Annotated in this window: 23 protein-coding genes; 9 read left to right on the forward strand and 14 right to left on the reverse strand. The window is 65.6% G+C overall.

Annotation, left to right across the window (positions count from 1 at the left end; all coding sequences use genetic code 11):
* Positions 1 to 114: 114 nt before the first annotated feature.
* On the reverse strand, positions 115 to 1,047 hold the full coding sequence (locus tag IPP90_02370; protein MBL0169561.1) for a hypothetical protein: 933 nt from the start codon (positions 1,045 to 1,047) through the stop codon (positions 115 to 117).
* 57 nt (positions 1,048 to 1,104) lie between these two features.
* Between IPP90_02370 and IPP90_02375 the strand changes: the two genes are divergently transcribed.
* The 4 genes from IPP90_02375 to IPP90_02390 all read left to right on the forward strand — a co-directional run bounded on the left by IPP90_02375 (position 1,105) and on the right by IPP90_02390 (position 8,041).
* Positions 1,105 to 1,773 (forward strand): lysophospholipid acyltransferase family protein, encoded by a 669-nt coding sequence (locus IPP90_02375; GenBank protein MBL0169562.1) that lies wholly within the window; start codon positions 1,105 to 1,107, stop codon positions 1,771 to 1,773.
* Positions 1,774 to 1,828: 55 nt separating this feature from the next.
* The gene (locus tag IPP90_02380; protein ID MBL0169563.1) at positions 1,829 to 4,387 is read left to right on the forward strand and encodes a carbohydrate binding family 9 domain-containing protein; all 2,559 of its coding nucleotides are present in this window, start codon (positions 1,829 to 1,831) and stop codon (positions 4,385 to 4,387) included.
* Positions 4,388 to 4,533: 146 nt separating this feature from the next.
* On the forward strand, positions 4,534 to 6,843 hold the full coding sequence (locus IPP90_02385) for a 3-hydroxyacyl-CoA dehydrogenase/enoyl-CoA hydratase family protein (GenBank protein MBL0169564.1): 2,310 nt from the start codon (positions 4,534 to 4,536) through the stop codon (positions 6,841 to 6,843).
* Between the two features lie 28 nt (positions 6,844 to 6,871).
* On the forward strand, positions 6,872 to 8,041 hold the full coding sequence (locus tag IPP90_02390; protein ID MBL0169565.1) for a thiolase family protein: 1,170 nt from the start codon (positions 6,872 to 6,874) through the stop codon (positions 8,039 to 8,041).
* Here the strand turns inward: IPP90_02390 and IPP90_02395 are convergent.
* The 9 genes from IPP90_02395 to IPP90_02435 form a co-directional block, all read right to left on the reverse strand.
* Positions 8,029 to 8,388, reverse strand: a complete 360-nt coding sequence (locus tag IPP90_02395) for an FHA domain-containing protein (protein ID MBL0169566.1) — start codon at positions 8,386 to 8,388, stop codon at positions 8,029 to 8,031. The two genes, IPP90_02390 and IPP90_02395, sit on opposite strands and share 13 nt — an antisense overlap.
* A 33-nt stretch (positions 8,389 to 8,421) precedes the next feature.
* Positions 8,422 to 11,004, reverse strand: a complete 2,583-nt coding sequence (locus IPP90_02400; protein MBL0169567.1) for a serine/threonine protein kinase — start codon at positions 11,002 to 11,004, stop codon at positions 8,422 to 8,424.
* The gene (locus IPP90_02405; GenBank protein ID MBL0169568.1) at positions 10,997 to 11,596 is read right to left on the reverse strand and encodes a sigma-70 family RNA polymerase sigma factor; all 600 of its coding nucleotides are present in this window, start codon (positions 11,594 to 11,596) and stop codon (positions 10,997 to 10,999) included. The genes IPP90_02400 and IPP90_02405 overlap by 8 nt, the downstream gene beginning before the upstream one ends.
* A 5-nt stretch (positions 11,597 to 11,601) precedes the next feature.
* A complete protein-coding gene (locus IPP90_02410) occupies positions 11,602 to 12,702 on the reverse strand; it encodes a phosphotransferase family protein (protein MBL0169569.1) in 1,101 nt (366 codons plus the stop codon).
* An 18-nt stretch (positions 12,703 to 12,720) separates the two neighbouring features.
* Positions 12,721 to 13,944, reverse strand: a complete 1,224-nt coding sequence (locus IPP90_02415; GenBank protein ID MBL0169570.1) for an acyl-CoA dehydrogenase family protein — start codon at positions 13,942 to 13,944, stop codon at positions 12,721 to 12,723.
* On the reverse strand, positions 13,941 to 14,735 hold the full coding sequence (locus IPP90_02420) for an SDR family oxidoreductase (GenBank protein ID MBL0169571.1): 795 nt from the start codon (positions 14,733 to 14,735) through the stop codon (positions 13,941 to 13,943). Before IPP90_02420 ends, IPP90_02415 begins: the two co-directional genes overlap by 4 nt.
* A 65-nt stretch (positions 14,736 to 14,800) precedes the next feature.
* Entirely contained in the window at positions 14,801 to 16,369 is a 1,569-nt protein-coding gene (locus IPP90_02425) for a bifunctional metallophosphatase/5'-nucleotidase (GenBank protein ID MBL0169572.1), read from the reverse strand.
* Positions 16,370 to 16,375: 6 nt separating this feature from the next.
* Positions 16,376 to 17,647, reverse strand: a complete 1,272-nt coding sequence (locus IPP90_02430; protein MBL0169573.1) for a 4-hydroxy-3-methylbut-2-enyl diphosphate reductase — start codon at positions 17,645 to 17,647, stop codon at positions 16,376 to 16,378.
* A gap of 40 nt (positions 17,648 to 17,687) precedes the next feature.
* On the reverse strand, positions 17,688 to 18,149 hold the full coding sequence (locus IPP90_02435) for an acyl-CoA thioesterase (protein MBL0169574.1): 462 nt from the start codon (positions 18,147 to 18,149) through the stop codon (positions 17,688 to 17,690).
* Between the two features lie 105 nt (positions 18,150 to 18,254).
* On the opposite strand from IPP90_02435, the gene IPP90_02440 reads away from it, so the two are divergent.
* Positions 18,255 to 19,181, forward strand: a complete 927-nt coding sequence (locus IPP90_02440) for a universal stress protein (GenBank protein ID MBL0169575.1) — start codon at positions 18,255 to 18,257, stop codon at positions 19,179 to 19,181.
* Here the strand turns inward: IPP90_02440 and yjjX are convergent.
* The gene (yjjX, locus tag IPP90_02445) at positions 19,157 to 19,699 is read right to left on the reverse strand and encodes an inosine/xanthosine triphosphatase (protein MBL0169576.1); all 543 of its coding nucleotides are present in this window, start codon (positions 19,697 to 19,699) and stop codon (positions 19,157 to 19,159) included. The two genes, IPP90_02440 and yjjX, sit on opposite strands and share 25 nt — an antisense overlap.
* Before the next feature lie 185 nt (positions 19,700 to 19,884).
* On the opposite strand from yjjX, the gene IPP90_02450 reads away from it, so the two are divergent.
* Together IPP90_02450 and IPP90_02455 are read left to right on the forward strand one after the other, a co-directional pair.
* The gene (locus IPP90_02450) at positions 19,885 to 20,478 is read left to right on the forward strand and encodes a CGNR zinc finger domain-containing protein (GenBank protein ID MBL0169577.1); all 594 of its coding nucleotides are present in this window, start codon (positions 19,885 to 19,887) and stop codon (positions 20,476 to 20,478) included.
* Between the two features lie 3 nt (positions 20,479 to 20,481).
* Positions 20,482 to 21,150: a hypothetical protein gene (locus IPP90_02455; protein ID MBL0169578.1), complete on the forward strand. Its 669-nt coding sequence runs from the start codon at positions 20,482 to 20,484 to the stop codon at positions 21,148 to 21,150.
* A 10-nt stretch (positions 21,151 to 21,160) separates the two neighbouring features.
* Here IPP90_02455 and IPP90_02460 read toward each other — a convergent pair whose 3' ends face one another.
* Complete coding sequence (locus IPP90_02460) at positions 21,161 to 21,829, reverse strand: sigma-70 family RNA polymerase sigma factor (protein MBL0169579.1); 669 nt, start codon at positions 21,827 to 21,829, stop codon at positions 21,161 to 21,163.
* 53 nt (positions 21,830 to 21,882) lie between these two features.
* Positions 21,883 to 22,473 carry a TetR family transcriptional regulator C-terminal domain-containing protein gene (locus IPP90_02465; protein MBL0169580.1) on the reverse strand — a complete coding sequence of 197 codons (591 nt, stop codon included), beginning with the start codon at positions 22,471 to 22,473 and terminating at the stop codon, positions 21,883 to 21,885.
* A 50-nt stretch (positions 22,474 to 22,523) separates the two neighbouring features.
* On the opposite strand from IPP90_02465, the gene IPP90_02470 reads away from it, so the two are divergent.
* Entirely contained in the window at positions 22,524 to 23,171 is a 648-nt protein-coding gene (locus IPP90_02470) for a GNAT family N-acetyltransferase (protein ID MBL0169581.1), read from the forward strand.
* Positions 23,172 to 23,192: 21 nt separating this feature from the next.
* On the opposite strand, the gene IPP90_02475 is transcribed toward IPP90_02470, so the two are convergent.
* On the reverse strand, positions 23,193 to 25,922 hold the full coding sequence (locus tag IPP90_02475) for a DEAD/DEAH box helicase (GenBank protein ID MBL0169582.1): 2,730 nt from the start codon (positions 25,920 to 25,922) through the stop codon (positions 23,193 to 23,195).
* 74 nt (positions 25,923 to 25,996) lie between these two features.
* On the opposite strand from IPP90_02475, the gene IPP90_02480 reads away from it, so the two are divergent.
* Positions 25,997 to 26,236: a DUF2007 domain-containing protein gene (locus IPP90_02480; GenBank protein MBL0169583.1), complete on the forward strand. Its 240-nt coding sequence runs from the start codon at positions 25,997 to 25,999 to the stop codon at positions 26,234 to 26,236.
* Positions 26,237 to 26,240 lie beyond the last annotated feature (4 nt).

Below are 26,240 nucleotides of genomic sequence, written 5' to 3' on the forward strand. Positions count from 1 at the left end.
GGGTGGGGAAGACGGGAGAATGGAGGGAGACGGGAGACGTCCAGTCAGCGCGAATTGTCGCCGGCTGGACGTCTCCCGTCTCCATTCTCCCGTCTCCCGTCTTAAGAAACCGCCCTACCGAATGCGCAATCCCACCCGATGCGCCACTGGTCGACCACCGCGCATCGGCTCCATGGCATAGTCAATCGCAATGCGATCGATCGTCACGCCGAGGCCGGCCGTCACCAACGACTCGTCGCGCTCACGCGGGAGACGAAAGCCCTGGCGCAACGTGATCGCCACGCCTTCAATGGGCACATAAGCCACTTCGGCGCCACCGGCCGGACGCACGAACAGATCGCCCTCGAGAGTCAGCGCCATTTGCGCGCCCACATCCCAGTGTCCAGCGACTGATTGGTAGCCGCCGAATCCGACGCCGATGCGTCTGGGCAGCGTGCCCTTGATGCCATTGAGTCGCGGACCCGCACCGAGGTTCTGCATCACCACGGCCAGGGTGCCCGGTCCCAGCGCACGATTCATCCCGATGTCGAACGCAACCGTGCCATCATGCGCGGCCCCCAGGCGATCCTCCGCGTACTTGACGCTGGCTCCGAGCCGCAGGCCCTTGATGGTGCGAGCCAGACCGAATGTGAACGCGGTGCTTGACGCCGACACCTCACCACCGTCTGCGAGGTGCGTGGCACCCGTCTTCACCACGTCGCCGTAGGAGGCGCCCGCCGGTGCGAGATAGGTCACGAACTGGGCACCGATTCCCACAGTGAGCGAGCCGGCCGTTGACGTGGTCCCCATCGATCCGGATGTCGCCGCAGCGCCATAGCGTTGCATCGAAATCACCGAACCGCGCGAGCTCGCCAGCATGCCGGGGTTGTAGAACATGGCGTCACCATCGGTCGAGGCCACGCCGGCATTGGCCATCGCGGCAATGCGTGCGCTCGCCGGGAGCCGAAGGACAAGCGGTCCCTCGCCAACGGGTTGCGCGGGGGCATTCGTGGCGGCGAGTGTGCCGATTACGGAGAGGCCCAGCAGACTGGAAAAGGCCTGCCTCACGTGGCGGCCCCTGGGGAGGTCTTGCGGATCGTGTGAGTCATGAGTCAAATGAACGCCATGATCCATTCCCTCGCCAGCACATCGGGACCCGACGCGTCGCAGGCACCTGTACCCACGTCCTCAGGGACAAGTGGAGTGGCGGACTGGCGCCTTGGCCCGCAAACACCCCAAACGAAAGGCTGGCTGCTCCGCCGAGTCGGCCTGTGGATACTGACGCGCGCCGGATGGCGATTCGAGGGGGCCATGCCGGACATCCCGAAATTTGTCGCGATTGTCGCACCGCACACATCGAATTGGGATTTCCCGATCGGCCTCGCCGCGAAATGGGCGCTGGGATTCGACACGCATTGGTGGGGCAAGGACTCGCTGTTCGCGCCGCCGTTGGGGTGGTTCATGCGCGCAAACGGCGGCATTCCCGTGCAACGGAAACAGAGTTCCAAGGTGGTGGAAACCACCATCGACGCGTTTCGCGCGAACGACCGGTTCGCCCTGGCGCTGGCCCCCGAGGGCACGCGCAAGAAGGTGACCAAGTGGCGGACCGGATTCTGGCATGTCGCCAAGGGCGCTCAGGTGCCGATCTGCTGCGTGGCCTTCGACTGGCCCCGCAAGGTGATTCGTCTGGGACCAACCACCATGCCGGACGAGGACGATCAGGCGGCCGGCATTGCGCGCATCCGCAGCTACTTCGCCAACGTGCGCGGCTACAATCCGGCGCAACAGGCCTAGTGCGCGCATCGAGGTGATCGTCGACAGGGCGTTGTCGACCCTCGTAGCTTTCACCATGCCTTTTCCCCGCCCCGCCATCCACGCCCGCGCGGCGCAGTTCGTCGCGCGGGTTGCCTGTGCACTGTGTCTCGCCACATCGCTGAACGCCCAGAGTGCCAGGGAGACGCCGGCACCATTCCCCGCGCCGGACTCACAGACGGTCGGACGCGCCGTGCGCGCCGCCACGGCTCCGGTCATTGACGGACGTGACGACGACGCGGTATGGCGTTCCGCGCCGGCCATGACCGATTTCCGGCAGTTCGATCCGGGCGAAAATCTGCCCGCCACGTTTCGATCCGAAGCGCGGGTCGCCTACGACGATCGCAACCTGTACGTGCTGGTCCGCGCCTTCGATCCGCATCCCGACAGCATTGTGTCGCTGCTCAGCCGTCGCGACGTGAAGACGGCCAGCGATCAACTCAAGATCATCGTCGATGCCTACAAGGATCGTCGCAGTGGCATCGAGTTGGCGGTGAACCCTGCCGGTGTGAAGCGCGATTTCTCGATGTACGGCGACGTCACCGAGGATGCCACCTGGGATGGGGTCTGGGATGTCGGCACCAGCATCGACAGCCTGGGGTGGGTGGCCGAATTCCGCGTGCCGCTCAGTCAACTGCGCTTCACCGCCAAGGACATTCACGAATTCGGATTCGGCGTGTGGCGCGATGTGGCGCGCCTGAATCAACGGGATGCGTGGCCGGCCTATCGACCCTCACGACGCACGCTGGTGTCACAGTTGGGCACGATTATGGGGATCGAGCGCATCGGCACGCCGCGTCGCCTCGAACTGCTGCCCTACACGGTCACCAAGAGCGTACCCAATCCAGCTGCGCGCGCCGGTGGCGACCACGGCGAGCTCACCGGAGGGCTCGATCTCAAAGCCGGACTGGGTTCGCATGTGACGGTCGACGCAACGGTCAATCCCGACTTCGGCCAGGTGGAGGCCGATCCCGCCGTGCTCAATCTGAGCGCCTTTGAAATCCGTTTCGACGAACGGCGACCGTTCTTCCAGGAAGGGGCCGGCCTGTATCGCTGCAACGGACCGTGCGAAGGCATCTTCTACACGCGCCGCATTGGGCGAACCCCGCAGCTACGCAGCGCCACGGCGGATCCGGTGTTCACCAACATCACCGCCGCCGCAAAGATCACCGGTCGCTTCGACAACGGGGTCGCGTTTGGCCTCGTCAACGCATCCACGGAGCGCGTGCGTGGCGTGAACGGCAACACCATTGAACCGCAGACCAACTATCTGGTGGCGCGCGCGCTGCGGGAGTTGCGCGGCGGACGTTCGCAGCTGGGCGTGCAACTCACCGATGTGCGCCGTCAACGTGATGTGGGCACGGACGCCTTCCTGCGGCGGTCGGCGACGACGCTGCTGCTGCAGGGCTTCCACCGGTTCGCGCATGACCGGTGGGAGTGGTCGGGCTACACGGGGCTGAATGACGTGCGCGGCTCGGCCAGGTCGATCGCGTTGACCCAGCGCAACAGTGTGCACCTCTATCAGCGACCGGATCACGAACAGACCTACGACTCCACGCGCACGGCGATGGGCGGACTCGTATTTTCCACCGGCATCAAACAAGTGGGCGGGCGGACGCGATACGAGAACGTGTTTCGTTACGCGTCAGCCGGCGTGGAATTCAACGATCTCGGATTCGTCAATCTGGTCAACGACGCGTCGTTCAGACAGCAGGTCGACCTGCGCCAATTGCGTCCATCGCGGGTGTTTCGCTCCGCCTTTTCCACCGCGTCGCTGGAGTCACACTGGACCACTGGCGGCGTGCTGTCGGCACAAGTCCTGTCCGTGCACACCAGCGGTGGATTTCACAACAACTGGGGTGGAGCGATCACCACCAGCCTGAGCGATTTCGGCGGCACCTATTGTGTCAGCTGCGCGCGGGGAGGACCGGCGCTCCGACAATCGTCCAAGCAAGGCATCCGTTTCGATCTGGTCGGTGATCCCCGACCGTCGGTGGTCCCGAAGTTTGCGTATCGCATCGGCAACAGCGATGGCGGCCGCTCCTGGTACCGCGGCGCCGATGCCGGTGTGGATCTGCGCGTGGCCAGTCGCTTCTCCACATCGCTGAACGTGTCGACCGACGAGATCACCAACGACCAGCAGTGGGTCGGCAACTTCGGCGCGTTTCTCAGCGACACCACCCACTTCACGTTTGCGCGCTTGCACCAGCACATCCTCGCCGTCACGGCACGGGGCAATTGGACCGCCACGCCCACGCTCTCGTTGCAGATCTATGCGCAACCGTTCGTGAGCACCGGCGACTACGCGGACTGGCGCGCATTGGGCAACGTCCGCGACGCGAACTATGACGCGCGCTTTTCCACCTACCGTACCACCGCGCCCCGTGGATTCAACGTCAAGCAGTTCAATTCGAATGCGGTGCTGCGATGGGAATACCGGCCGGCCAGCACGCTGTTCCTGGTCTGGCAGCAAGGACGCGCGCCGGACGAGCTCAACCCGGGAAGCTTCGCGCCGCGACGGGACCTCCAGAACCTCTTCGACGCGCGCCCGTTGAACACCGTGCTGCTCAAAATCAGCTACTGGTTCAACCCGTAGTAGCACGCCCCGTCTCCCGTCTCCCGTCTCTCGTCTCCCGTCTCCCAAAACATGACGGAAACGTCGCATTTCCTGCCCCCACCCCCCTTCCCTCGGACGGGGTTCCGGCGGAGTTTTCCGTATCCCTTCTTCGGAGCGATTCCCGAATGCGCGTGACGACCGTCGGCGTGGTGGGCGCTGGTGCGATGGGGAGCGGCATTGCCGCCCTCGCCGCCTCGGCGGGCTGCCGCGTCGTGCTGCTGGATATTCCTGGCGACCCGGACCCGACGTCGCCCAATCGCAGCGCCCCCGCGCGTTCGGGTCTCGCCAAATCGGTCAAATCAAAGCCGGCCTCGTTCATGGAGGCGGCCGCCGCCCAGCGCGTGCAAATCGGCAATATCGAGGATGATCTGGGTCTGCTCGCCGCGTGCGACTGGATCGTCGAAGCGATCATCGAACTGCCCGAACCGAAACAACAACTGTTCGCGCGCATCGAAGCGCTGATGAAACCCACCGCGATCATTTCATCGAACACGTCCGGCATTCCCATGTCGGTCTTGCTCGCCGGTCGCTCGGAGAAGTTCCGTCGCCGTTTTCTCGGCACGCACTTCTTCAATCCGCCGCGCTACATGCACCTCCTTGAACTCATCCCCACGCCGGAGACCGACCCGGCAGTGATCGGTGCCATCCGGGAGTTCGCCGAACGCACGCTTGGCAAGGGCATCGTGATGTGCAAGGATGTGCCGGGATTTGTCGCCAACCGACTTGGCGTCTACGGCATGGTCGGCACGATGCGCCGTATGGAGCAGCACGGTCTCACCATCGATGAGGTTGACGGACTCACCGGATCGCTGGTCGGGCGCGCCCGCACGGCAACGTTTCGGACCGGGGATCTCACCGGCATCGATGTGCTGGCGCATGTCACCAAGGGAATTGGCAGTGCGACGGGTGAAGACTTCGCGCTGCCGCCCTGGATTCTGGAACTCGTGGCCAGCGGGAAGTTGGGCGACAAGACCGGCGGCGGGTTCTACACGAAGACCAAGACCGGCACGTTGACGTTTGATTGGCAGACGAAGTCGTATGTGCCGCAGCAGCGGCTTGAGGGTGGCGACATCGGTCAGGCCATTCGGCCGCCGATTGCCCAGCGGTTGCCGGCTGCCAAGTCCATCCCCGGCGCGCAGGGCGCGTTTCTCCGCGATCACCTGCTCGATGCCGCGCACTATACGCTCACGCTCGCCTCGCAACTCGCCTACGACATTGTCGCGATCGATCGCGCGATGGAATGGGGCTACGGATGGGAAGCGGGACCGTTCCGCATCATGGATGCGCTCGGACTCGAGTGGCTGCGACAGGAATTCGATGCCCGTGGCGATGCCCGCCCTGCGTTGCTGGAGGCGGCACATGGCAGCTTCTACAAGGGTGGTGAGTACCTGACATTCGACGGCACGTATGAGCCGGTACCCGACATTCCCGGACGCATCTCCCTGGCGGGACTCGCGCGAAGTGGCCGTGTCCTTGAGGACAACGGGCTGTCGCGCCTGATCGATCTGGGAGACGGTGTCGCGTGTTTCGAGTTCCGCAGCAAGATGAACTCGTTGGGCGACGGGGTCCTGAAGGGCCTTGAGAGCGCCATCGCAAAGGTCGAAAAACTCGGCTTCAACGGTCTCGTCATCGGCAATGAAGATCCACGGGCATTCAGTGTCGGCGCCGATCTCTCGTTGGTGTCATTTGCGATATCGGCCGGGGCGTGGGATGACATCGCCGAGTCGTGCAAGGTGTTTCAGGATCGCGTCATGTCCATCCGCCGGGCACCATTCCCGGTGGTCGTGGCACCGGCCGGCATGACCCTCGGTGGTGGTGCGGAATTCACGCTGCACGCGGACGCCGTGCAGGCCCACGCGGAAACGTACATGGGCCTTGTGGAAGCCGGCGTGGGACTGCTTCCGGGGGGAGGCGGCACCAAGGAACTGCTGATGCGGTTCACTGGCGAACTCGCCAACTACGACGACGTCGATTATTTCGCGGCTGTCAAACGCGCGTTCAAGCTGATCGCGTTCGCCACCACCACCACGTCGGGGTTTGAAGCGCGGGCGTTCGGATTCCTCCGGCCCAGCGACCGTATCAGCATGAACCGTGACCAGCAACTCGCGGATGCCAAGCGCCGCGTGCTGGATCTGGCACCGGGTTACCTGCCGCCGCTGGAGCGGACGGTGCGGGCGCTGGGCCGCGAGGGCCTGGGCAATCTGGAGTATGCCCTGTGGGCAGCGAAGGAAGCAGGACAGGCATCAGCGCATGATGTGCGTGTTGGGCGCGCCATTGCCTATGTCCTCTGCGGCGGTGACGGGACACCACGCGATGTCACCGAGCAGGATATCCTCGACCTCGAGCGCGAACAGTTCCTGAGCCTCCTTGGCACCAAGGAAACGCAGGAGCGCATCGCCTACACCCTCAAGACCGGCAAGCCGCTGCGCAATTGAGCGCGCGTTCGCATACGGAGAGACTGCAATGACCGAGGTCGTGATCGTCAGTGCCGTGCGTAGCGCCGTGGGCCGTGGCAAGGCCGATGGATCGCTGGCCGGTGTGCATCCGGTGGATCTTTCATCCACCGTCATGAAGGAAGCCATCGCGCGCGCCGGCATCGACCCGGCGGGCATCGAAGATGTGCAGTGGGGTTGTGCCATGCCGGAAGCGTCGCAGGGACTCAACCACGCCCGTCTGGCCTGGTTACGCGGTGGCTTGCCCGTGGAGACGTCGGCCGCGACGGTCAACCGCTTCTGCTCGTCAGGGCTGCAGTCGGTGGCCTATGCGGCACAGGCCATCATCGCCGGCATGGGGGACACGGTCATGGCCGGCGGCATCGAGATGATGTCACAGGTACCGATGTCCGGATACAACGCGCGACTCTCACCGGAGATCACGGAGAGTTACATCGGCATGGGCTTCACGGCGGAGCGCGTGGCCAAGCGGTGGGGCATCACCCGCGAACAGCAGGACCAGTTTGCGTTTGAGAGCCAGCAGAAAGCCGCCGTGGCATTGGCGAACAAGGTGTTTGCGCCCGAGATCGTGCCGATTCAGGTCAAACGGTATGCATGGACGGGAGCGACGAAGACCGTCACCGACGTCGCCTTCGACACCGACGAATGCCCGCGCGCCGACACCACGCTGGACGGCCTCGCGAAACTGCGTCCGGCGTTCGTGCCGACCGGCAGCGTGACCGCCGGCAACGCGAGTCCGTTTTCAGACGGCGCCGCCGCCGTGCTGGTGATGAGCGCCGACAAAGCGAAGGCGCTGGGACTCACGCCGTTGGCGCGCTTTGTCAGTTTCGCCACGGGTGGCGTGGATCCGGACATCATGGGAGTCGGCCCGATCAAGGCCGTGCCCAAGGCGCTCGCCCGTGCCGGGCTGACGATGTCCGATCTCAAGCTCATCGAGTTCAATGAAGCGTTCTCGGCGCAGGCGTTGGCCGTCATCAAGGAGCTCAACATGGACACGTCAATCATCAACGTGAACGGCGGGGCCATTGCCCTGGGGCATCCGTTGGGCGCGACGGGCGCGAAACTCACGACGCAGCTGGTGCATGCACTGCGGCGCCGTGGCGGCGGTTACGGCATGGTCACGATGTGCATCGGCGGTGGCATGGGTGCCGCCGGCATTTTCGAGGTCTATCCGGGCTGACGCGCGAGGTCCGGTTCCGTCGTGAAGGTGACTTCCACACGCGGCCCATCCACGCCCAGTTGCACGACATCGCCCGAGACAAGTTCCACGGCGTCTGTCACTCGCCTGCCGTTGACGAATGTCCCGTTTCGCGTCTCCAGATCGCTCAAGGCAAATCGCCCCAGTGTCTGGTCGACCGGGACGATGCGCGCGTGCTGTCGACCCACCGCGCGATCCTCCCGGGCATCAAAGCGCACGGCTGCCGACTGCGCCCGACCAAGAATCAGTTCCCGGTGCGCGCCGAGACGGACGCTGTCCACCTGGGTTGCGCGCGACCCGGTCAAATGCTTGAAGGTCAAGAGGGCCATATCCAACAAGGCGCAAAATCGGGGGGCCATGGATCACGGTGCGCCCTGCCTTGGGGGCGTCAGACGCTTCCGGAACTGGGCCGCGCGATCCGGTTTCCCCCACGCGTCGTAGAGCGCGACGAGACGCGCGAGGGCCAACTGCGTTCGCGGAGACGCATCACTCATTTGCTCGGCCAGCACGGCCGCGGCTGGCAACAGGTGACGCTCCGCCGTCGCGAAGTCCTTCACGTTGGTGAAGTGCTCACCCAATACGCTTTCGGAGCTCGCCACCAGCCAACTGCCTGCCGGCAGGTGCTTCCGGCGCAACGCCAGACTTTCTTCCAGCGCCTCCCGGCCACCTGTGGTATCGCCCAACTGATCCCTGGCGCGCCCCATGGTCTGCAAACAGGACGCCACCGACGGGTGCGCCTCGGGTATCGTCTTGCCGCGGAATGCCAGCACTTGCCCGCAGGCCGAAATCGCACTCTGATACTTCTTCAAGTCCATCTGATTCATCGCGTAACTGAACAACGTGTACGCGTAGTCCGGATGCTGGTCTCCCAGCAGTGATTTGCGCTGTGCGAGCACGCGAACGAACACGCTCTCGGCGGCGGCGGTCTTGCCCTGCATGTCGAGCACACCAGCCAGTTGGTTTTCCGCGTCCGCCACCAGCGTGTTGGGTTCCGGGTGATTGCGACGCACGATCCCGACCACCTCGCGATGCAGCGACTCGGCGACGACAAAGTCATTCAGATCGCCTCGCGCCACGGCCACGTTGTTCAACGCAATGGCCACCCTGTCGTCCGTCGGACCCAGCAGTCGCTGCAACTCGGCCAGCGCGATGCCATGCAGTCGCGCGGCTGCCTGCAGGTCGCCACGGTCGTGCGCCACCGTTCCCATGTTGTCATAGATCAGGGCACGGATGGTGTCGGGTGCGGACGAGATGGAGTCATGCAACGACAGCGCAATGCGAAAGACCGAGTCGGCGCCCGGCAAGTCACGACGACTCAGGAATACGCCACCGAGATCGTTCAGGATGGCCACGACACCGTCGCGGCCGCGCGCGCGGCGCAGCGCCAACGCCTCGCGCAGATGACGGTCCGCATCGTCATAGCGCCCCAGCGACTGATAGCTCGCCGCGATGACGCGCTCAAGGTCCACCCGGGCCAGCGGTTGATCGGCCAGGTCGACCTTCAGTCGCGTCGCCGCCGAGTCGAGGATCTCCGAGACCGGGACATCGCGACCGCCAGTGGCCGGCTTCACCGAGCTCAGGATCGCGCGCAGGAAACCACTCACCTGCTCGGCCTGCAGCTGCGCCAACCGGGCACGCCGCGCCTGCGCGGTGGTCGTGGCCACACCGCCGATCAGCGCCAGGACCACCAGCGCCGACGCTGCGACTGCCGCGACATTGCGTCGCAGGAACTTGCCCAGGCGATAGCCGGCCCAGTCGTGCTGCGCGCGCACGGGCAGGTTGTCGAGGAACCGGCGCAGATCATCGGCGATGGCTTCAACCGACGCATATCGGCGCGTGACTTCCGGGGCGAGCGCCCGCAGCGCAATCGCGTCCAGGTCACCCTGCAGTCGCCGACGCAGGCGATCAGCCGACCGTTCGCCGCGCGCGAACACTACCTCGTCGGCAATGACGCTGCTGGGGCGTGGGGATGGCGTTTCCAGCACGGCGCGCTCGAGATCGATCAGCGCGCGGCTGCTCACCAGATGCGGTCGCCGCCCCGTGAGCAGTTCGAACAACACGACGCCCAGCGAGTACACATCGCTGGCGGTGGAAAGGACGTCGCCGCGCAGTTGCTCCGGGCTCGCGTATTCCGGGGTGAAGGCGCGTGCGGCGCCTCGCGTGATCGGCATGTCGGGATCCTCATCAACCGTGAGGAGGGTCGCAATCCCGAAATCCAGCAGCTTGACGGTACCGTCGTCGGTCACCAGGATGTTGCCGGGTTTGATGTCCCGATGCACGACCAGATTCTTGTGTGCGTGTTGCACGGCCGCGCACACCTGTCGAAACAGCGACACGCGCTCACGGATCGTCGCCTGGCGCTGATCGCACCAACTCGTCAGTGGAGCGCCTTGTACAAACTCCATCACCAGAAACGGCCGACCATCGGCCGTCACACCCCCGTCAAGCAGCGTCGCAATATTCCGATGTTCGAGATTCGCGAGGATCTGTCGCTCGCGTCGGAACCGCGTCAGCGCCAACGCGGAATCCAGTCCCTGCTGGACGAGTTTGACGGCCACCCGCTTGCGGTACTGATCATCCACCCGCACCGCTTCATAGACCGTCCCCATGCCGCCACGACCAACCAATCGCACCAACTCGTAGGCGCCAAGCCGCGCGCCCACCATGTCGTCCGCGGCTGACATCGACGCGGACAACGACCGTGCCAGCGCGCTGTCCAGCGGCGACGCCAATCGCACGTCCGTCGCGCTATCGGCGTGCAGCAAGTCCATCACCTCGGCGTGCAACGCCGCATCGCCCGGTGCAAGTTGCGCCAACAGGTCGGCGTGCTCGCTGACATCCCGATCCACCGCGGCATCGAACAACTCGCGAATCCGACGAAGGCGTGCCGCCCCGGTGGTGGCACTTGCCGACTCCGCACCGTGCGGGTTCGACGCGTCACTCATCCGGGCGATCCGGGGACACCGGCGCCCCGTCCAGCGCGCGCGCCAGCCACGCGCGAGCGAAGCGCCAGTCCCGTTTCACGGTGGCGGTCGAGATCTCCATCGTCTCGGCGATCTCCGTGATCTCGAGCCCCGCGAAGAACCGCAATGCCACGACCTCAGCCCATCGTGGCTCGGCCTCGGCGAGACGCGTGAGCGCATCGTCGAGCGCCAGCAGGTCGAGCAGTGGCGTCTCGTGCCCGGCGGCCGATTCGTCCAACGTGACCAGCAACATGCCACCACGCTTGGCCGCCTGACGCGCACGGGCGTGATCAACCAGCACGCGTCGCATCACTTGTGACGCGAGGCGCAGGAAATGCAGCCGACCGCTCGCATCGATCGCCGCCCCGTGCGCCAGACGCACATACGCCTCATGCACCAGCGCCGTTGGCTGCAGGGTGTGGTCGTCGCGTTCGCGCGCCATGTGACGTTCCGCGATGACATGCAGCTCCGCATACACCAGCGGCAGCAGTTGGTCGATCGCCGCGCGATCACCATGACGCGCCTGGTCGAGCAGTCGCGTGACCACATGATCCGTGACGGGTGCGTCGCTCATGGGGATCAGATGACCCGCGTGGTGGTGACATCCGCCGCGGCGCCGCCCAGCGCGGCGACCACGGTGCCCAACGTGGCGAAGCGCGGATCGGCCGTCAAACCCTGCACATGGCGCGCATAGATCTGTTGCGCGATGACGGCCACCTTGAACAGGCCGAACGCATAGTAGAACGCCGCATCGCTCACATCGCGACTACTCGCGGCCCCGTACGCTTCAACCACCCTCGCGCGCGAAAGGGCCCCAGGGAGCGCGGTCACTCCCAGCCCCAGCATCTTGAACACCGGCGCGTCGCCGGCCTCGACCCAGTAGGCCAGCGCCGTGCCGAGGTCCATCAGGGGATCACCGATGGTGGCCATTTCCCAATCGAGAATGGCCACGACGCGACGCATCGTCGCGCGGTCGAGCACGAGATTGTCGAACTTGAAATCGTTGTGAATCAGCGTGGCCCCGCGATCCGGCGGTCGATGGGCGGCCAGCCAGTGCGCCACGCGATCGAGGTCCGGCACGTGGTCGGTACGCGAGGCATGCCAGCGCCGCGTCCATCCATCCACCTGACGCTGTACGTAGCCCTCGGGGCGTCCCAGCGCCGCAAGCGGTCCGCTGCTCACGTCCACCGCGTGCACGAGCGACAGAGTCGCGACGAACGTGTGCGAGAGCTGCGCCAGGGTGGCCGACGCCGCATCGGCATCGCGCGGCAAATCGGACGGCACGGCACCGCGCAGGATGACCCCATCGACGAACTCCATCAGGTAGAACGGTGCCCCAATGACGTCCGGCCGGTCGCAGCGCGCGATGGCCCGCGGCACCGGCACACCCAGCGGATGCAGCGCCGCCAGTAAGTCGTGTTCCCGACCGACATCGTGGGCACTGCCGGCCTTCACTCCGCGTGGCGGTCGACGCAGGACATAGGCGCGCGCGCCGTCTTCGGCGCGGAGCGTGACGCGATACGTCAAATTGGAGAATCCCGACGGGAACTGACGCACCTCAAGCTGCGCGCCCGCCGGAACGATCTCAGGCACCACAGCGGCCAGCCACGTGCGCAACGCGTCGCGATCGATGGCTTCCTCCACGCGAACGTCAATCGTGTCCTCGTCGTGGTCAACCATGCGCGGGTGCGTCGCGACTCAGCCGCGCGGTCCGCGCGCCGACGCGTACGGCTTCAGCGCGCGTCGGGCGATCACCGTCTTGTGCACTTCGTCAGCACCGTCGTAAATGCGCGCCGCCCGCTCGTGACGATACCACCATGCCAGCGGCGTATCATCGGTCATGCCAAGCGCGCCGTGCGCCTGAATGGCACGGTCGAGCACTCGTTGCAGGGTATTGGCGACGAACACCTTGATATAGGCGATCTCCTCGCGTGCCGCCTCCTGCCCGGCCCGCGCGATCTTTGCGGCGGCGTCGAGTACCATGAGTCGCGCGGCATGGATCTCGATACGCGAGTCCGCAATCCAGAACTGGACCGCCTGCTTGCTGGCCAGCGCTTCACCGGCGCCAAGCTCGCGCGAGACGGCGTGTCGACACATCAGGTCGAATGCGCGTTCGCAGATGCCGATCCAGCGCATGCAATGATGGATGCGCCCTGGACCGAGCCGTTCCTGCGCCAGGGCGAAGCCGGCACCTTGCGGCCCCAGCAGGTTGGTCGCCGGCACACGCACCTCGTCGAATCGCACTTCGGCGTGGCTGGCCCAACCGCCACCGGCCTCGCCCATTACGGAGATATTGCGAACAAGCGTGTAGCCAGGCGATGGCAGCGGCACGAGTAGCTGACTCGCTCGTTGATGCGGCGCCGTGGCGTCCGGATCGGTCACGGCCATGACGACCGCGAAGGACGCACCGTCCGCGCTTGAGGTGAACCACTTGTGTCCGCTGATCACGAACTCATCGCCATCACGGACGGCGCGGGTCGACATCACGGTGGGGTTCGAACCGGCATGTTCCGGCTCGGTCATCGCAAAACAGCTGCGAATGGCACCGCGCGCCAGCGGCGCGAGAAACTGCGCCTGCTGTGCGTCCGTGCCGAACTGCAGCAGCAGCTCCATGTTGCCCACGTCCGGTGCCTGACAATTGCAGACGTAGTGCCCGAACGGGGTCCATCCGAGCACTTCCAACAGGCGCGCATACGCGTCCAGCGGCAGATCGACGCCCCCGAATGCCTCGGGCAGAAACGGCGCCCAGAGCCCCAGCGCGCGCGCCTGCTCCCGAAGCCCCTCAAGGATCGGCTCCGCCGTGCTCCACGAGGCGCGAAACAATTCCGCTTCCCGCGGCACGAGTTCATTGCGCACGAACGCCCGCGCCGTGGCCAGCAGCAACTCAAGCTCCTCGGGAGCCACGACGGTGCCGTGACTCATGAGAGATACCCGCCATCGGCCATGTACACGCTGCCCGTGCAGTACGCCGCGGCGTCCGAGGCAAGAAACAGCGCCAGGCCGGACACATCCGATGGCGTGCCGATGCGTCGAATCGGCTGGTGGCCCAAGACTTGATTCGAGATGTGCGCGTCCTGCCAGAGCGCCTGGCTGAACTTCGTCTTGATCAGCCCGGGGCAAATGACGTTGGCGCGAATGCCATCGGCGCCCCACTCCTGCGCCATCACCTTGGTGAGCGAAATCAGCGCCGCCTTGCTCATGCTATACAGGCCGAGGCCGGCCTCGGGCGAAACGCCGCCGATGCTGGCGATGTTGACGATGGCGCCGCCACCGCGCTGCGCCATGACCGTGTGCGCCGTCCGGCACAGTTCGAGCGGACCCTTCACGTTCACACTGAAGATCTTGTCAAACGCTTCGTCGCCGGCCTGCTGCAAGGGGCCGAAGATGGGATTGGTTGCCGCATTGTTCACGATGATGTCGATCCCATCGAAATGCTCGACGGTGCGCGCCGCCACCGCATGGGCATCGGCCGCCTTGCCTATATGGGCCACGATGCCGATCACATCATGCCCCTCGGCTTTCAGCGCTTTCACCGCGGCGTCCACATGCTCCGGCTTGCGGCTGGAAATGGCGACTTTGGCACCAGCGCGGGCCAATGTGGTCGCGATGGCCAGACCGATCCCGCGGGTACCGCCGGTCACGATGGCCACCTTGCCATCGAGTCGCAGCCGGGCGAGCGCATCAGCGTTGGGAGGGACAAGCGGTTCGTGCATCGACACGATCTATCCTGGTAGGAGTGTTGAACTCACAAGAACATGCAGGAGACACCCGGCGTCGGCTACCGGTCCAGGCGGGTTACTCGTCCGATTGGTGGCGCCACGATGCGTCCGTTCATCGCGTCCAGATGTCGAATGACCAGGTCGGCCGTGCGCGGTGACGACGTCGGGTTGCGTTCGATCGCGGCGCAGGCCGCCGCCGCTTCAGGAATTCGGTACCCGTCACCGCCACGACACGCGGGATACGTCACGAACGTCAGCTGCACGATATCGGTGGCGGTCAGCACACGCCCGTCGGTTCGCCGCAGTTCACCCACAATGCGCGCCCCACTCGGCCGTCCGGCATCAAACCCGAACTGCACCCCGCTCACCTGCGGATACGGCCCATTCGCCAATCCGCCGAGACCGACACCCACCTCGAGCAGCGCGCGCAGTCGCGCGCCGGAGATCGGAAACGTTACGGCCCGCGTTTCATCGGCGAAAAGGAAGATGCCCTCGATCATGAGCGAGGTGATCGGCCCGGCCGGCATGATATCATCGAAGCGCAGCGCACCGGAATTGATCATGGCCACGTCGGCGCGCGTGCCAAGACGCATCGCGTCGGCAATCAGATTTCCAAAGGGACTCTCGCGTTTGGAGATGGAATCGATCGCATTGATGGCGACCGGGGCCACTCCCAGCATGCGGTCGGGCCCGAGGCGACGCGACAATGAATCGCGCCAGCGCGCAACGACAGCCGCCGTTTTCGGTTCGTCACGCATGCCCGGCCCGATCAGGAAGACGCGGTCGCGCGCAACCCAGCGCGTGCCGGCGCGCGTGAAGGTCACGAGGACCGCCGTCCGGGAATTCGAAACCGCCTTGACCAAGACCCGGCCGTCGCGCACCAGATGCCGGCCATCGTGATCATGCCCCCCAAGAATGGCCGCGATGCGCGGCTCCGTTTCCAGCGTGAGCGAATCCTCTCGCATGAAGCGGTGCGTCAGCGCGACGATCAACTCCGCCCCGGCGGCCGTCGCCGTGTCCACCAGCGCCGTCGTCGCGCTGTCGGCGTTGCGGCATCGCACATACGACGGGTAGGTCACCTGCACCGTCGTGCCGATGATGCCGATCTTCACGCCGCCCAGATGCAACGTATCCCATCCGCGTACCGACGCGAACGGTGCCCCGCTCGACTCACCGCAGTTGCCCGACAGCCAACGGAATTTCGACTCACCAACGCGGGCCACCAGATTGGACCGCGACCCGTCGAACTCATGGTTGCCCAGTGTCGCATAGTCCAGGCGCGCCGCGTTGAACGCTTCCACCATCTGGGCGCCGCCGTACCATTTGCCCAGCACGCTGGGCGAGAGCACGTCGCCCGCCAGCACGAACAGCACCGGCGCGCCGGTCGCCTGCTCGATGGAATCGCGGATGGCCGCCACGCGCGCCAAGCCGCCGCTTCCATCTCGCAGCGTGTCGGTGACATACACGTCATTCACCAGCAGCATCCGCACCGTGGTCGGTGCCACACCAAGTGTCTGGCCCGGGCGAGCCGCGCCACGGCTCCGCCCGCACGCCGCCATCCACACGACCGCGATGCCGACGATGACGAAGGGCATCCACTGCCGGGGACATCGTCGGAGCGGCGTCATCGGTCGCTACACGATGGACGTCGGATCGATCCCGCGGATGGCGAACACGCGTGCCACCGCTTCTCCGATCTTGTTGTTCGGCGTGCTCGCGCCCGCCGTGATCCCCACGCGAAGTGGCCCGGTGGTCGCGAGCCACTGGTCCTGCTCCGCTTCGACATGGTGCGGACCGATGAGACGGTGCCGCACGCGATTCTGCGGCACGTCGATCTCATCAGGATCGGCGATGTGGAAGGTCGGCACCCGTTCGGCGCACAACGCCGCGAGGGAGATCGTGTTGCTGGAATTGTAGCCACCCACCACGATCATCAAGTCCAGTTTCTCTTCCAGGAGTTCAACCACCGCGTCCTGTCGATCCTGCGTGGCACTGCAGATCGTGTCAAACGTGCGAAAATGCTCGCTGCGATGCGATGGGCCGTAGGCGCGGGACATCGCCTCACCCACGGCCGCACCGATGGCCAGCGACTCTCGCGCCAGCATGGTGGTCTGGTTGGCGACGCCGATGCGATCCAGATGCAGGTCCGGATCGAAATGGTCGGATGCGGCCTTCGCAAAACGTTCCAGAAACGCCTCGCGGCTCAGCGCCCGACGCGTCGGCTCCCGGCCCGCTTTCGCCTCGATGAAATCCATGACCATCTCGGCTTCCGTCATGTCCCGCACGATGAGATACTGGCCACCCTGATACTTCTCGACTTGTGACGCGGTCGCGCGCGTCTCTTCGTGATAGTACTTGCCGTGAATCAGTGACGTGAAGCCGTCCCGCGCGTACACCTCAACGCGCTTCCACACGTTCAACACCGATCCGCAGGTCGTGTCCACCACCACGCATCCCAGTTCACGCAACGCCTGAAAATCCTGGATGGTCACACCAAACGCGGGGAGGATGACGACATCCGGCGTGCGCACCGCCGAATAGTCGAACCCCTTGCCACTTGGGGGCAGGAACACCACCCCCATCTCGCGGAGCTTGGCATTCACATGCGGGTTGTGAATGATCTCACCCGCCAGGAAAATGCGGCGGTCGGGAAACTTGCGGCGAGTCTGGTACGCGTAGTCGACGGCGCGTTCGACGCCGTAGCAAAACCCGAACTCGCGCGCCAGACGCACAGTCGTCTCGCCCGATGCGAGCGTGAAGTCGCGTGCGCGGAGCAGGTCCACCAGCGCACCGGTGTAGTCCGCCGCGAGGGTGTCCTGAACCTCGGCCTTGAGACCGAAGCCTTTGCGCACATAGGCGCCATCGCCAGTGGCAGCGCCTGTCGGCGCGGGTGCGGTATCAGCCATGCAGCAATCTAGTCCAACGACGGCGCGTGAGGCGTCGATTTCACACGGCGGGACGCATCCAGGCGCGTGCCGCCTCGGTCGAGCAGACCCACGGTGCCACCGCGTCGCGAATCGCATCCGGCAGGCGCTGCTTGGCGAAGGTCTCCACGGCGACGCAAACGACCACCATCGACGCCGACGCGATCAGCGTCCCGTGTGCCGAGGCCCACACATCGACGTTGAACGTCAACGAGCTCTCGCCCACCCGTGACACAAACGTGACCAGCGACAGCTCGTCATCGAGTCGCGCCGGCGCAAAATATTCGATGCTCAACTGCCGTCGGGGCAGGTAGATCGCCGGCGCGTCGAAGATGGTCGTGTAGGGCAACCCGGCTGCGCGCATCAGTTCCTGCTCCGCCACCTCAATCAATCGCGTGAACGCGCTGAAGCGCATGATGCGCACGAAGTCGACGTCGGCCCAACGCACGCGGTCGGACACCAGAAACGGCTGGGGAGAGGGCATGACGCAGTATGTAAAGCCCTGGCGGTCGGCGAAAGTGCCGAATGCCCCACCGCTGTCGGTGGATCCCCTCTAGCCGCACGGCATGTGCCGACGCAGGATTCATCCATGTACAAGACCATTCTCGTTCCGGTGGACGGCTCTGACTTCAGCGCTCGCGCGTTGCCGGTGGCCGTCGAACTCGCGCGCCGAACCGGCGCCATGGTGCATCTCGCGCTGGTGCATGATCCCAGCGCGTTTATCCCGTTCGTTCCCGGCGAAGTCGCCGTGCCCCTCTACGATTCGGCCATGGTGCGCGAGCGGCGTGAGGCGGATCAGGCCATTCTCGATCGAACGGTCGCCGCACTGACCGCGTCGGGAGTGCGGGTCACCGGCGTTCTGCTTGAAGGCACCGTGATCGAGTCGCTCGTTGAATACGGACAGCAGGTGGCGTCGGAACTCACCGTGATGACCACCCATGGTCGCGGCGGATTTGCCCGCCTCCGTCTGGGAAGTGTGGCGACGGCGTATCTCACCCGGTCCACCACGCCGGTGCTGCTCGTGCATGGCGCAGGCGGCGACGCCGGGAACCCCTCCCTGCCCGCCCTTCCGAGCGGCACCTTGCTGTGCCCGCTTGATGGTTCGCCGTTTGCCGAACAGATCCTGCCCCATGCCGCTGGCTTTGCCGACGCGTGCGGGATGCGCCTCAAGCTCTTCAGCGTGACGACCCCGCACGCCGTGGCGATGGCACCGTTTGCGACCGAGTCGCTGTTGGCCGACCCAACCGTGCTCGAACAGGAAGAACATGACCGCGCAGCGTATCTCACGCGTCTCGCCGCCGGGACTGCCCCGGGAACTTTGACCAATGCGGTCACCGACATGGCCGTCGGGCGTGCCATTCTCGAGGAAGCGGCGGCCAGTCACGCGGGTGCCATCGCCATGGCCACGCACGGGCGCAGTGGGATCGCCCGGGTGGTATTGGGAAGCGTGGCGGACGAGGTGATTCGACACTCGTCGTTGCCACTCCTGGTCTATCGACCCGGAGCGTCGAAGTAGTCAGGCGCCAGCCACGGAGCGATCGCATAGGTCACCAGGGGTTCGTACGCCTGCTGTCGATTCATCAGACCGGCAGTGAGGATGCCGACCGCTCCGCGCCCGAACTTGGTGTCGATGGTCTGCGCCACGACGTCCATCGCGTGCCCGAGTTCTGCGCCGGCCCGCACGCGAGTGGCGACCGCCTCCGGGAGCGGCATCGCCAGGGAGCCACCAATTCCCTCCTGGCCGTGACGGTCAATGGCGACCGCCCAAGCGCAGGTGCGCATCGCTCCGTGCGGCGCAACCACCACGCCGCCTTCGAGACCGATGGCCAGATCCGCATCGGCACTGGCCGCCAGCGCGTGATGCGCCCGCGTCCGGGCACCACGCTGGGTTTCCTCGTCGCCAAAGGGTTGCGGGGGCACGCCACTGTCGGCATGCACGCCGCGCACCTCACAGGCCTCCCATCGACGCCGGATCACGGCTTGCACGGCGGCGATTTTCACCGGGTTGGTGGATCCAACAAGTACGAGTCGCATCGGCGTAAGCCTGTATGATGGGATTTGCTGGTTACCAGTATCTTCAGGAATCTTGCTCGCTGGCACGTATCCATGTAACGTGAGCCGCCGAGATGCCCGTCTCCACACCCGATTCGCGGCGGGCCGATGCTCCCGACCGGCCGCCGTCTCAAACCTCTGCACGATCGCGCCTTTGGCTCGATTTCGTGAACACGGACGCCGCCGCGCAAGCGTCGCTGGGCGACCGTTTTCGCGACCTCGACAGCCTCCTCAGCTGGCTGACGGCCTTCGGCGCACTTGACGAAGAACGCGCGGCGGGGATTCGCAGGCGAGCTCTGCTGCAGCCAGCCGCTGCCGCCGCCACCGTGGTCGAGGCGCGACGCGTGAGGGCGTCGCTTCGGGTGTTGGCGGAACGGGGGCTCTCCTCTGACCGCATCTGTGATGATGCGGTTGCGGAGATCAACCGGGTGCTTGGCCGGAGCGCCGGCACCCGTCGAGTCGATCGACAGGATGACGGCGGTTTTGCGCGGGCGTTTGTTCCGACCGGCGATGCGTTCGCCGGCCTGATGATCCCCATCGTGGACTCCGCCGCCGATGCACTCGTGACCGGTGAACTCACCCGGGTGCGCCAGTGCGCCGATATCCGTTGCCATCGCGTGTTCCTGGACACCACCAAGAATGGCCTGCGCCGGTGGTGCGATATGGGCACGTGTGGCAACCGCGCGAAGGCCGCGCGGCACCGCGCCAAGCGCATCGGTCGACCCGGCCGCGTGCGTCCTCGCGACCCCGACCGCGGCTAGTCGATGGACACGCCGCGCACCCCGATCACGCCGGCCCGCGCCGTCGATCGCATCGAGCCCACGGGCGACATGACGCTCGAGCGCGGTTTTGTCGCGTCGCTGCGATGGTTGGTGGCCGAAGGTGACGCGCGCGGCGTACGCCGCATCGCCGTCGAGTTGCGGGCGTTGCGTGATGCGCTGGCCACGCTCGACGAAACGCGCGCCGCGCGCGACGAGCACGCGCGCCGGGCGACGGAACTCGATCGTGAACTGCAGGCCGCCTTGGCCGTGCTGGGACCCGGGACCGCGGTCAACGGCAACGGGACGCTGGTCCAGCGCCTGGCGCGCTTGCGCGAGCGTCTGGCGGAGGACACCGCGTCGCGTCGGCAACTCACCCTGGAGCGGGATGCCTGGCGCGCCATGTGCACCCTGTTGACGCAAACACGCGCGCGCGTCCATGAACTGCTCGACGACACCGAGCGTGAACGCGACAGCCTCTCGACGTCGCTCGAGGTGACGCGGGCCCGCATTGTGGAACTGATGGCGTTGCACGACGACGCGGCGCGCGATGCCACGCAGACACGGGCAGAACTCGCGTCCCTGCGTGAACGCCTGCAGCAGTGGAGCGGCACGGTCGAGCGTGCGCTGGAAGAACTGGTGCGCGGTTCGCGCGCGCTCACCGACGAAGGCTGAGCGCCAACGGTCAGACCGTCGAGACTACGGCCAGATGGCCGGTGGCCGGCGCCAGTGCGGCACGCACCACTGACTCCTTGAGATATCCCATCTCGACCGCGTAACCAGCCAACTTGCGCTGGAGCTGACGGCGACCGCGAAACAGGCGCGACTTGACCGTCCCCTCCGGAACGCCCAGCAGGTCGGCGATCTCGGCGTAGCGCAGACCCTGCAAGTCACTGAGCACGACCGCCGAGCGGTATTCCTCCGGTAGCGCGTGGATGGCGCGCGTCACTTCCTCGTCGAGGAAGGAATCATAGAAGCGGCCTTCAGGATCCGCCTCCCCGACGGCCTCGAACATCGCCCAGCCTTCGGTGTCTTCCGGCTGCTGCACCTCGCGCGCGTCGAGGCGACGCTTCCGGCTGACGAACACATGGTAGAGAATCGTGAACAGCCACGCGCGGATGTTGGTGCCGAGATGATACTGCTCCCAGCGTTCCAGCGCGCGCAACATGGTGTCGGACACGAGGTCCTCCGCGTCGTCGCGACTGCGCGACAATTTCAGCGCGAAGGAGAACAGGGCATCGAGGTGCACGAGGGCTTCGCGCTCGAACTGCGCGCGACGCCTGTCGTGGTCCGCGCTGGCACCCGATCGCGGGTGCAGGGCCTGTCGCATCGTCTCGTCGTTCGTCCGGACCATGATTCCTCGCGTGGATTTGTTGCCTGTCACCGAAGACTTCGCCGCGACCGCGATCATGGATGCACGCGCACGTGCATCGCGATGAACCGCTTGAGATCCTCGGCGATGCCCTCCAGCACCGACATGTCGCGTTTCACCCGCGTCATCAGCACGGCGCCCTCCAGCGCGGCGATGATGAAGCGCGACAGACGGACCGCATCGACATCGTCCTGCAGCTGCGGCCGGGCCTCCCACAGCAGTGAGCGGATCTGACTGGCCCACCGCTCGAAGACCGCCTCGATGCGAACGCGAAAGCCTTCGTGCGCATCGGCCAGCTCGGCGGCCAGGTTCCCAAAGGGTGAGCCGCGCCGACCGCCACTTTCCGCCTGAAGCGCCACCACGCCGTCGATGAAGAGGTTCAGCCGCTCCAGCGGGTCGATCATCGGCTCACGGAGAATGGCCAGCCCCCGCTCGGCAAACCGCTCAAACTGTCGATTGAGCACCTCGTATCCGAGTTCCTCCTTCGACTTGAAGTAGTGGTAGAAATGACTCTTCCCACTGAGCTTCGCGGCCTTGATGACGTCATCCACCGACGTAGCGGTATAGCCACGTTCAGCAATCAGCGTCGAGGCGAAATCCAGAATCTTTGTGCGCCGCTCTGTCATCGTGCACCGAATATAGGACCGTACGGTCCTAACTGCAATGGACTCACTGCATGCGCCGCAAACGCTTACTTGACAATGCTTTATGGTGCTTGTTGATTTCTCTTATGCCCGTGGAGTCTACCAGACAGTCTTCAGATATAGGACCGAACAGTCTTCCTTCTGGTCGTGGTCAGGTGACGGTGACGCGCACCTATCTGGCGATGACCCGCCCCGATCAGCTGCGCTGTGGCGATCCACCCGCACTTCCAACGCAGCTCATCGCGCTCGATCCGTGTACCATCGACGCCTGGCGCATGCTGTACACGCACATCGGCAGTCAGTGGCACTGGCACGACCGCGATGCTTGGAGCGATGCGGATCTGCAGGCGCGACTCGATACCGGCCGCGTGTCGGTGTTCCGCGTGCGCGCCGAATTGCCCCACGGCGTGATCGACGACGCCGGTTTTCTGGAGCTCGAACACCATCCTGATGGATCGATCGAACTCGCGTATGTCGGCTTGGATTCGCGGGTGTTCGGTCACGGAATCGGCCGATGGCTGGTCGCCGAAGCCACCGCGCTGGCGTGGTCGCGCGGGGCGACGCACGTCTGGCTGCATACCTGCACCCTCGATAGCGAGTCGGCGTTGCCCAACTACCTCGCCCGCGGCTTTCAGCCGACGCGACAAGAGCAGTATGTCACCGAGATCGCAAACCGCTGACGGGGCAGCGGCGGCGACGCCCTAGCGTCCTCGCCCGCCGCCACGACGGCCACCGCCGCGACCTCCCCCGCCGCCGCGACTTCCATCACCGCGTCGTCCATCATCGCGATGGCCGCCACCGCGGTGCCCGCCGGGCCGACCGTCTCGCTTGGGCGCGCTGCGCGCGTCACCGCGCCGAGGGCGCGTGGCTTGTTCGTCGCGCAACCGCTGCGCCGTCTCGCGCTCCTCGTCCGTATACGGATCGTCAAGCCGATGCTGGAGCGTCGCCAGATCGGCGGCACGCACGGCGCCACGCTGGCCGCGTGTCACGGCGAAACGGAGGGGGCGATCCAGCGTTGGCAGCTCTTCCGCCACCAGTGTGCGCGCAACCTTCTCCGGCAAGCGCAAGCGCACTACCGGCCGCAACGTGCCGTCGGCCTCCTCCACGTCGTACTCCAGCGGCACGCGCCGTTCACGGATCTCGACGTCGTCGGGCAACGCCTGTGCAGCGGCCAATTGCGCATCAGTGACAAACCCCTGGCGATCAAGACGCAACGGCAGGGCGCGCAGCGATTCCCAGTCCCACACGTCCTGCATCCGGGACTCGTACCACGATGTCAGCTCCGCCTGCCCCAACCGTGGCGTGCTTCCTCCCAGACGACGCCACACACCGCGAATGTCATCGATCACCGGCTGATTGCGTCGAACGGCCGGATGGCGCAACTCGCCGCGCGCCAGCGCCTCGGCCAGCAGATGTCGCGCGGCAGGTGCCAGCGTCGGCGTGAAGGTGGCCAACGGTTCACGTTCATGCGACAACTCGAATCCGTGATACGTGACCCGTCGCCGCAATTGCACCGGCGCGTGTTTATGCTCGACGTTCAGCGCCAGCTCGGGCGGATGACGCTCCGCATACCGCGTGATCACCTCCATCGACAATTGCGTGCCTTCGATCGACGCCCGGGGCACCCCAAACCGGTCGGCGAAATAGCGCAGCGTGCCCGCCACCGCGCCCCAGCTGCCGCACATGCTGGTCTTCGATACCCGCGCCTCGTGACCGTCCACCGTCTGCTCTTCGATGACCAGGTCGAACGGCATGAACCGCGCGAGCAAGTCGGCAAATCGTTTGACGGTGCCGTCACGGGCCAGCGGCAGCGTGATGGGCAGCGGCATCCCGACGCTGCGATACACACTCGCCATCGCCAGCGCCGCGTCTTCGAGCGACTTGACGAGCACGCCGCGCTGTTCCGCCCAATGCGGAATCCGCTCCGGATCGAACATGTGCCGGGACAGCCCGTACACCTCGCCTACATAGCCCGCTACGCGGAAGCCCTCGGCATACACGTTGTAGGCCGTCAGGTGATCACTGCCGCGCACGGCAAGACCCTCCAGATCCCGTCCCTCGCGTGTCATGCGATGCAACGACTCGATGCCACTCATCACCGCCAGCGCCGGCAGCAGTTCATCGTCACCATTGACGATCAACTCGCCCCACTCCCGCTCCACTGGCAAGGCCTCGACCGCGCGACCATACGCGGTCAACGCGCCGTTCTCCACCAGTCCGCGTGACTCCAGCAAGGCCACGGCCTTGCGATACGCCACACGATCGAGCGGCACCGGGAGATCAAGCGTGTCCGCCTGCACGCCGAGGTCCGCGCACGTGAGCGCCACCCGCTCCGAGTCGCCCGCCAGCTGGAACTCCGGCTCCGTCGGACGCAGCGCCTCAAACCGGATGTCGCGATCGCTCAGAATGAACACGCGCCCGTGTTCCACGCGCCCGTGTACCCGACCCGCCATCTGCAAGATCTCGTTCGATCCCAGGTGCACACGCGTCAGCACGTTGCGTCCGCGATCGATCCGATTGGTGAACCGGGTATCGTCGATGATGACCGTATCCAACCCCGGCACGTTCAGCGCGCTCTGCCCCGCCGCGGTCATGGCCAGGAAATACGGTTTGGATACGGACCCTTCGAGAAACGGCCGGATCACGCGTATGGGCTCGCCCCCATGATAGTGGGCGGCGGCGATGCGCGGATAGCGCGTGCGCACCCATTCCGCAGCGTCTTCGACTGCGGCGCGCGTAGGCAGGAACATCGCCACACCACGCTCCGAACGGGCCAGCTTCTGCAGGAATTTGTCGTCGAGGAACTCCAGCGGTTGCGCGCGTTTCACCTCGACCTTGGCGGCCTTGGCGGCATCAAACGCCGACACCTGCAACACATCGGCGCTGTGCAGATAGCGCGCGTAGAACGTCGGATCGACGGTGGCGGACAGCCAGATGAAACGACATCCGACTCGCTTGCCCAACGCCAGGCACAGTTCCAGTTCCGCACTGGTCTGGTGAATCTCGTCGACGATCAGGGTATCCTGCAGCTGGATATCGCCATCCTGAAACCAGCGACGCGCAATGCCGGTGGTCACGATCACCACGTTCCACGTCGGCGTTTCCGGCGTGGCCTCCCGCTCCCGATTGACGACGCCCACGCGCAGCGTCGTGGTGCCGAGTATGGTTTCCGCGATGGGACGAATCGCCAGCGTCTTGCCCGTGCCGGTGCCGGCCACGATCCCGAAGCCGTTGCCGCTGGCGGCCAGCGAACGAACTTCCTCGCCGCGGGTACGCTCGAGGAACGTTTCGAGATGCAGGCCAACCGCGAGTTCGATTGTCTCACAGGCGGCGCGAGTCGGCGCGATCACGATCACCCGACCGGTGGGCGGCTTGGCGGCGACAAAAGCGTCGCGATCTGGCGGGAGGTAACGGTCGCGGGTTGTGCGCACCCTGCAAAATAGCACATTGCGTTCGAACATTCGCTGCGCGATGGTCGCGCGGCCTCACACACAGGTCAGGTGGCATGACGGACGAACGTACCGGTCAGGCGGAATGGATCGACATCGGCACATTCAGCACAGGTCTCGAGGCTGACATGGCGCGTCAGGTACTCGATGCCTCGGGAATTCCCGTGCTGGTCAAAAGCAATGCGCCTGGAATCTTCGGGATGAGCTTTCAGGGAGCCGTCACCGGCGGTATCACGCTGCTGGTGCCAAGCCCCGAGGCGGACCGTGCCCGCGAACTGATGGCTCCGGAGCCCTGAGCCG

This window comes from Gemmatimonadaceae bacterium, assembly GCA_016720905.1.
GTDB lineage: Bacteria > Gemmatimonadota > Gemmatimonadetes > Gemmatimonadales > Gemmatimonadaceae > Gemmatimonas.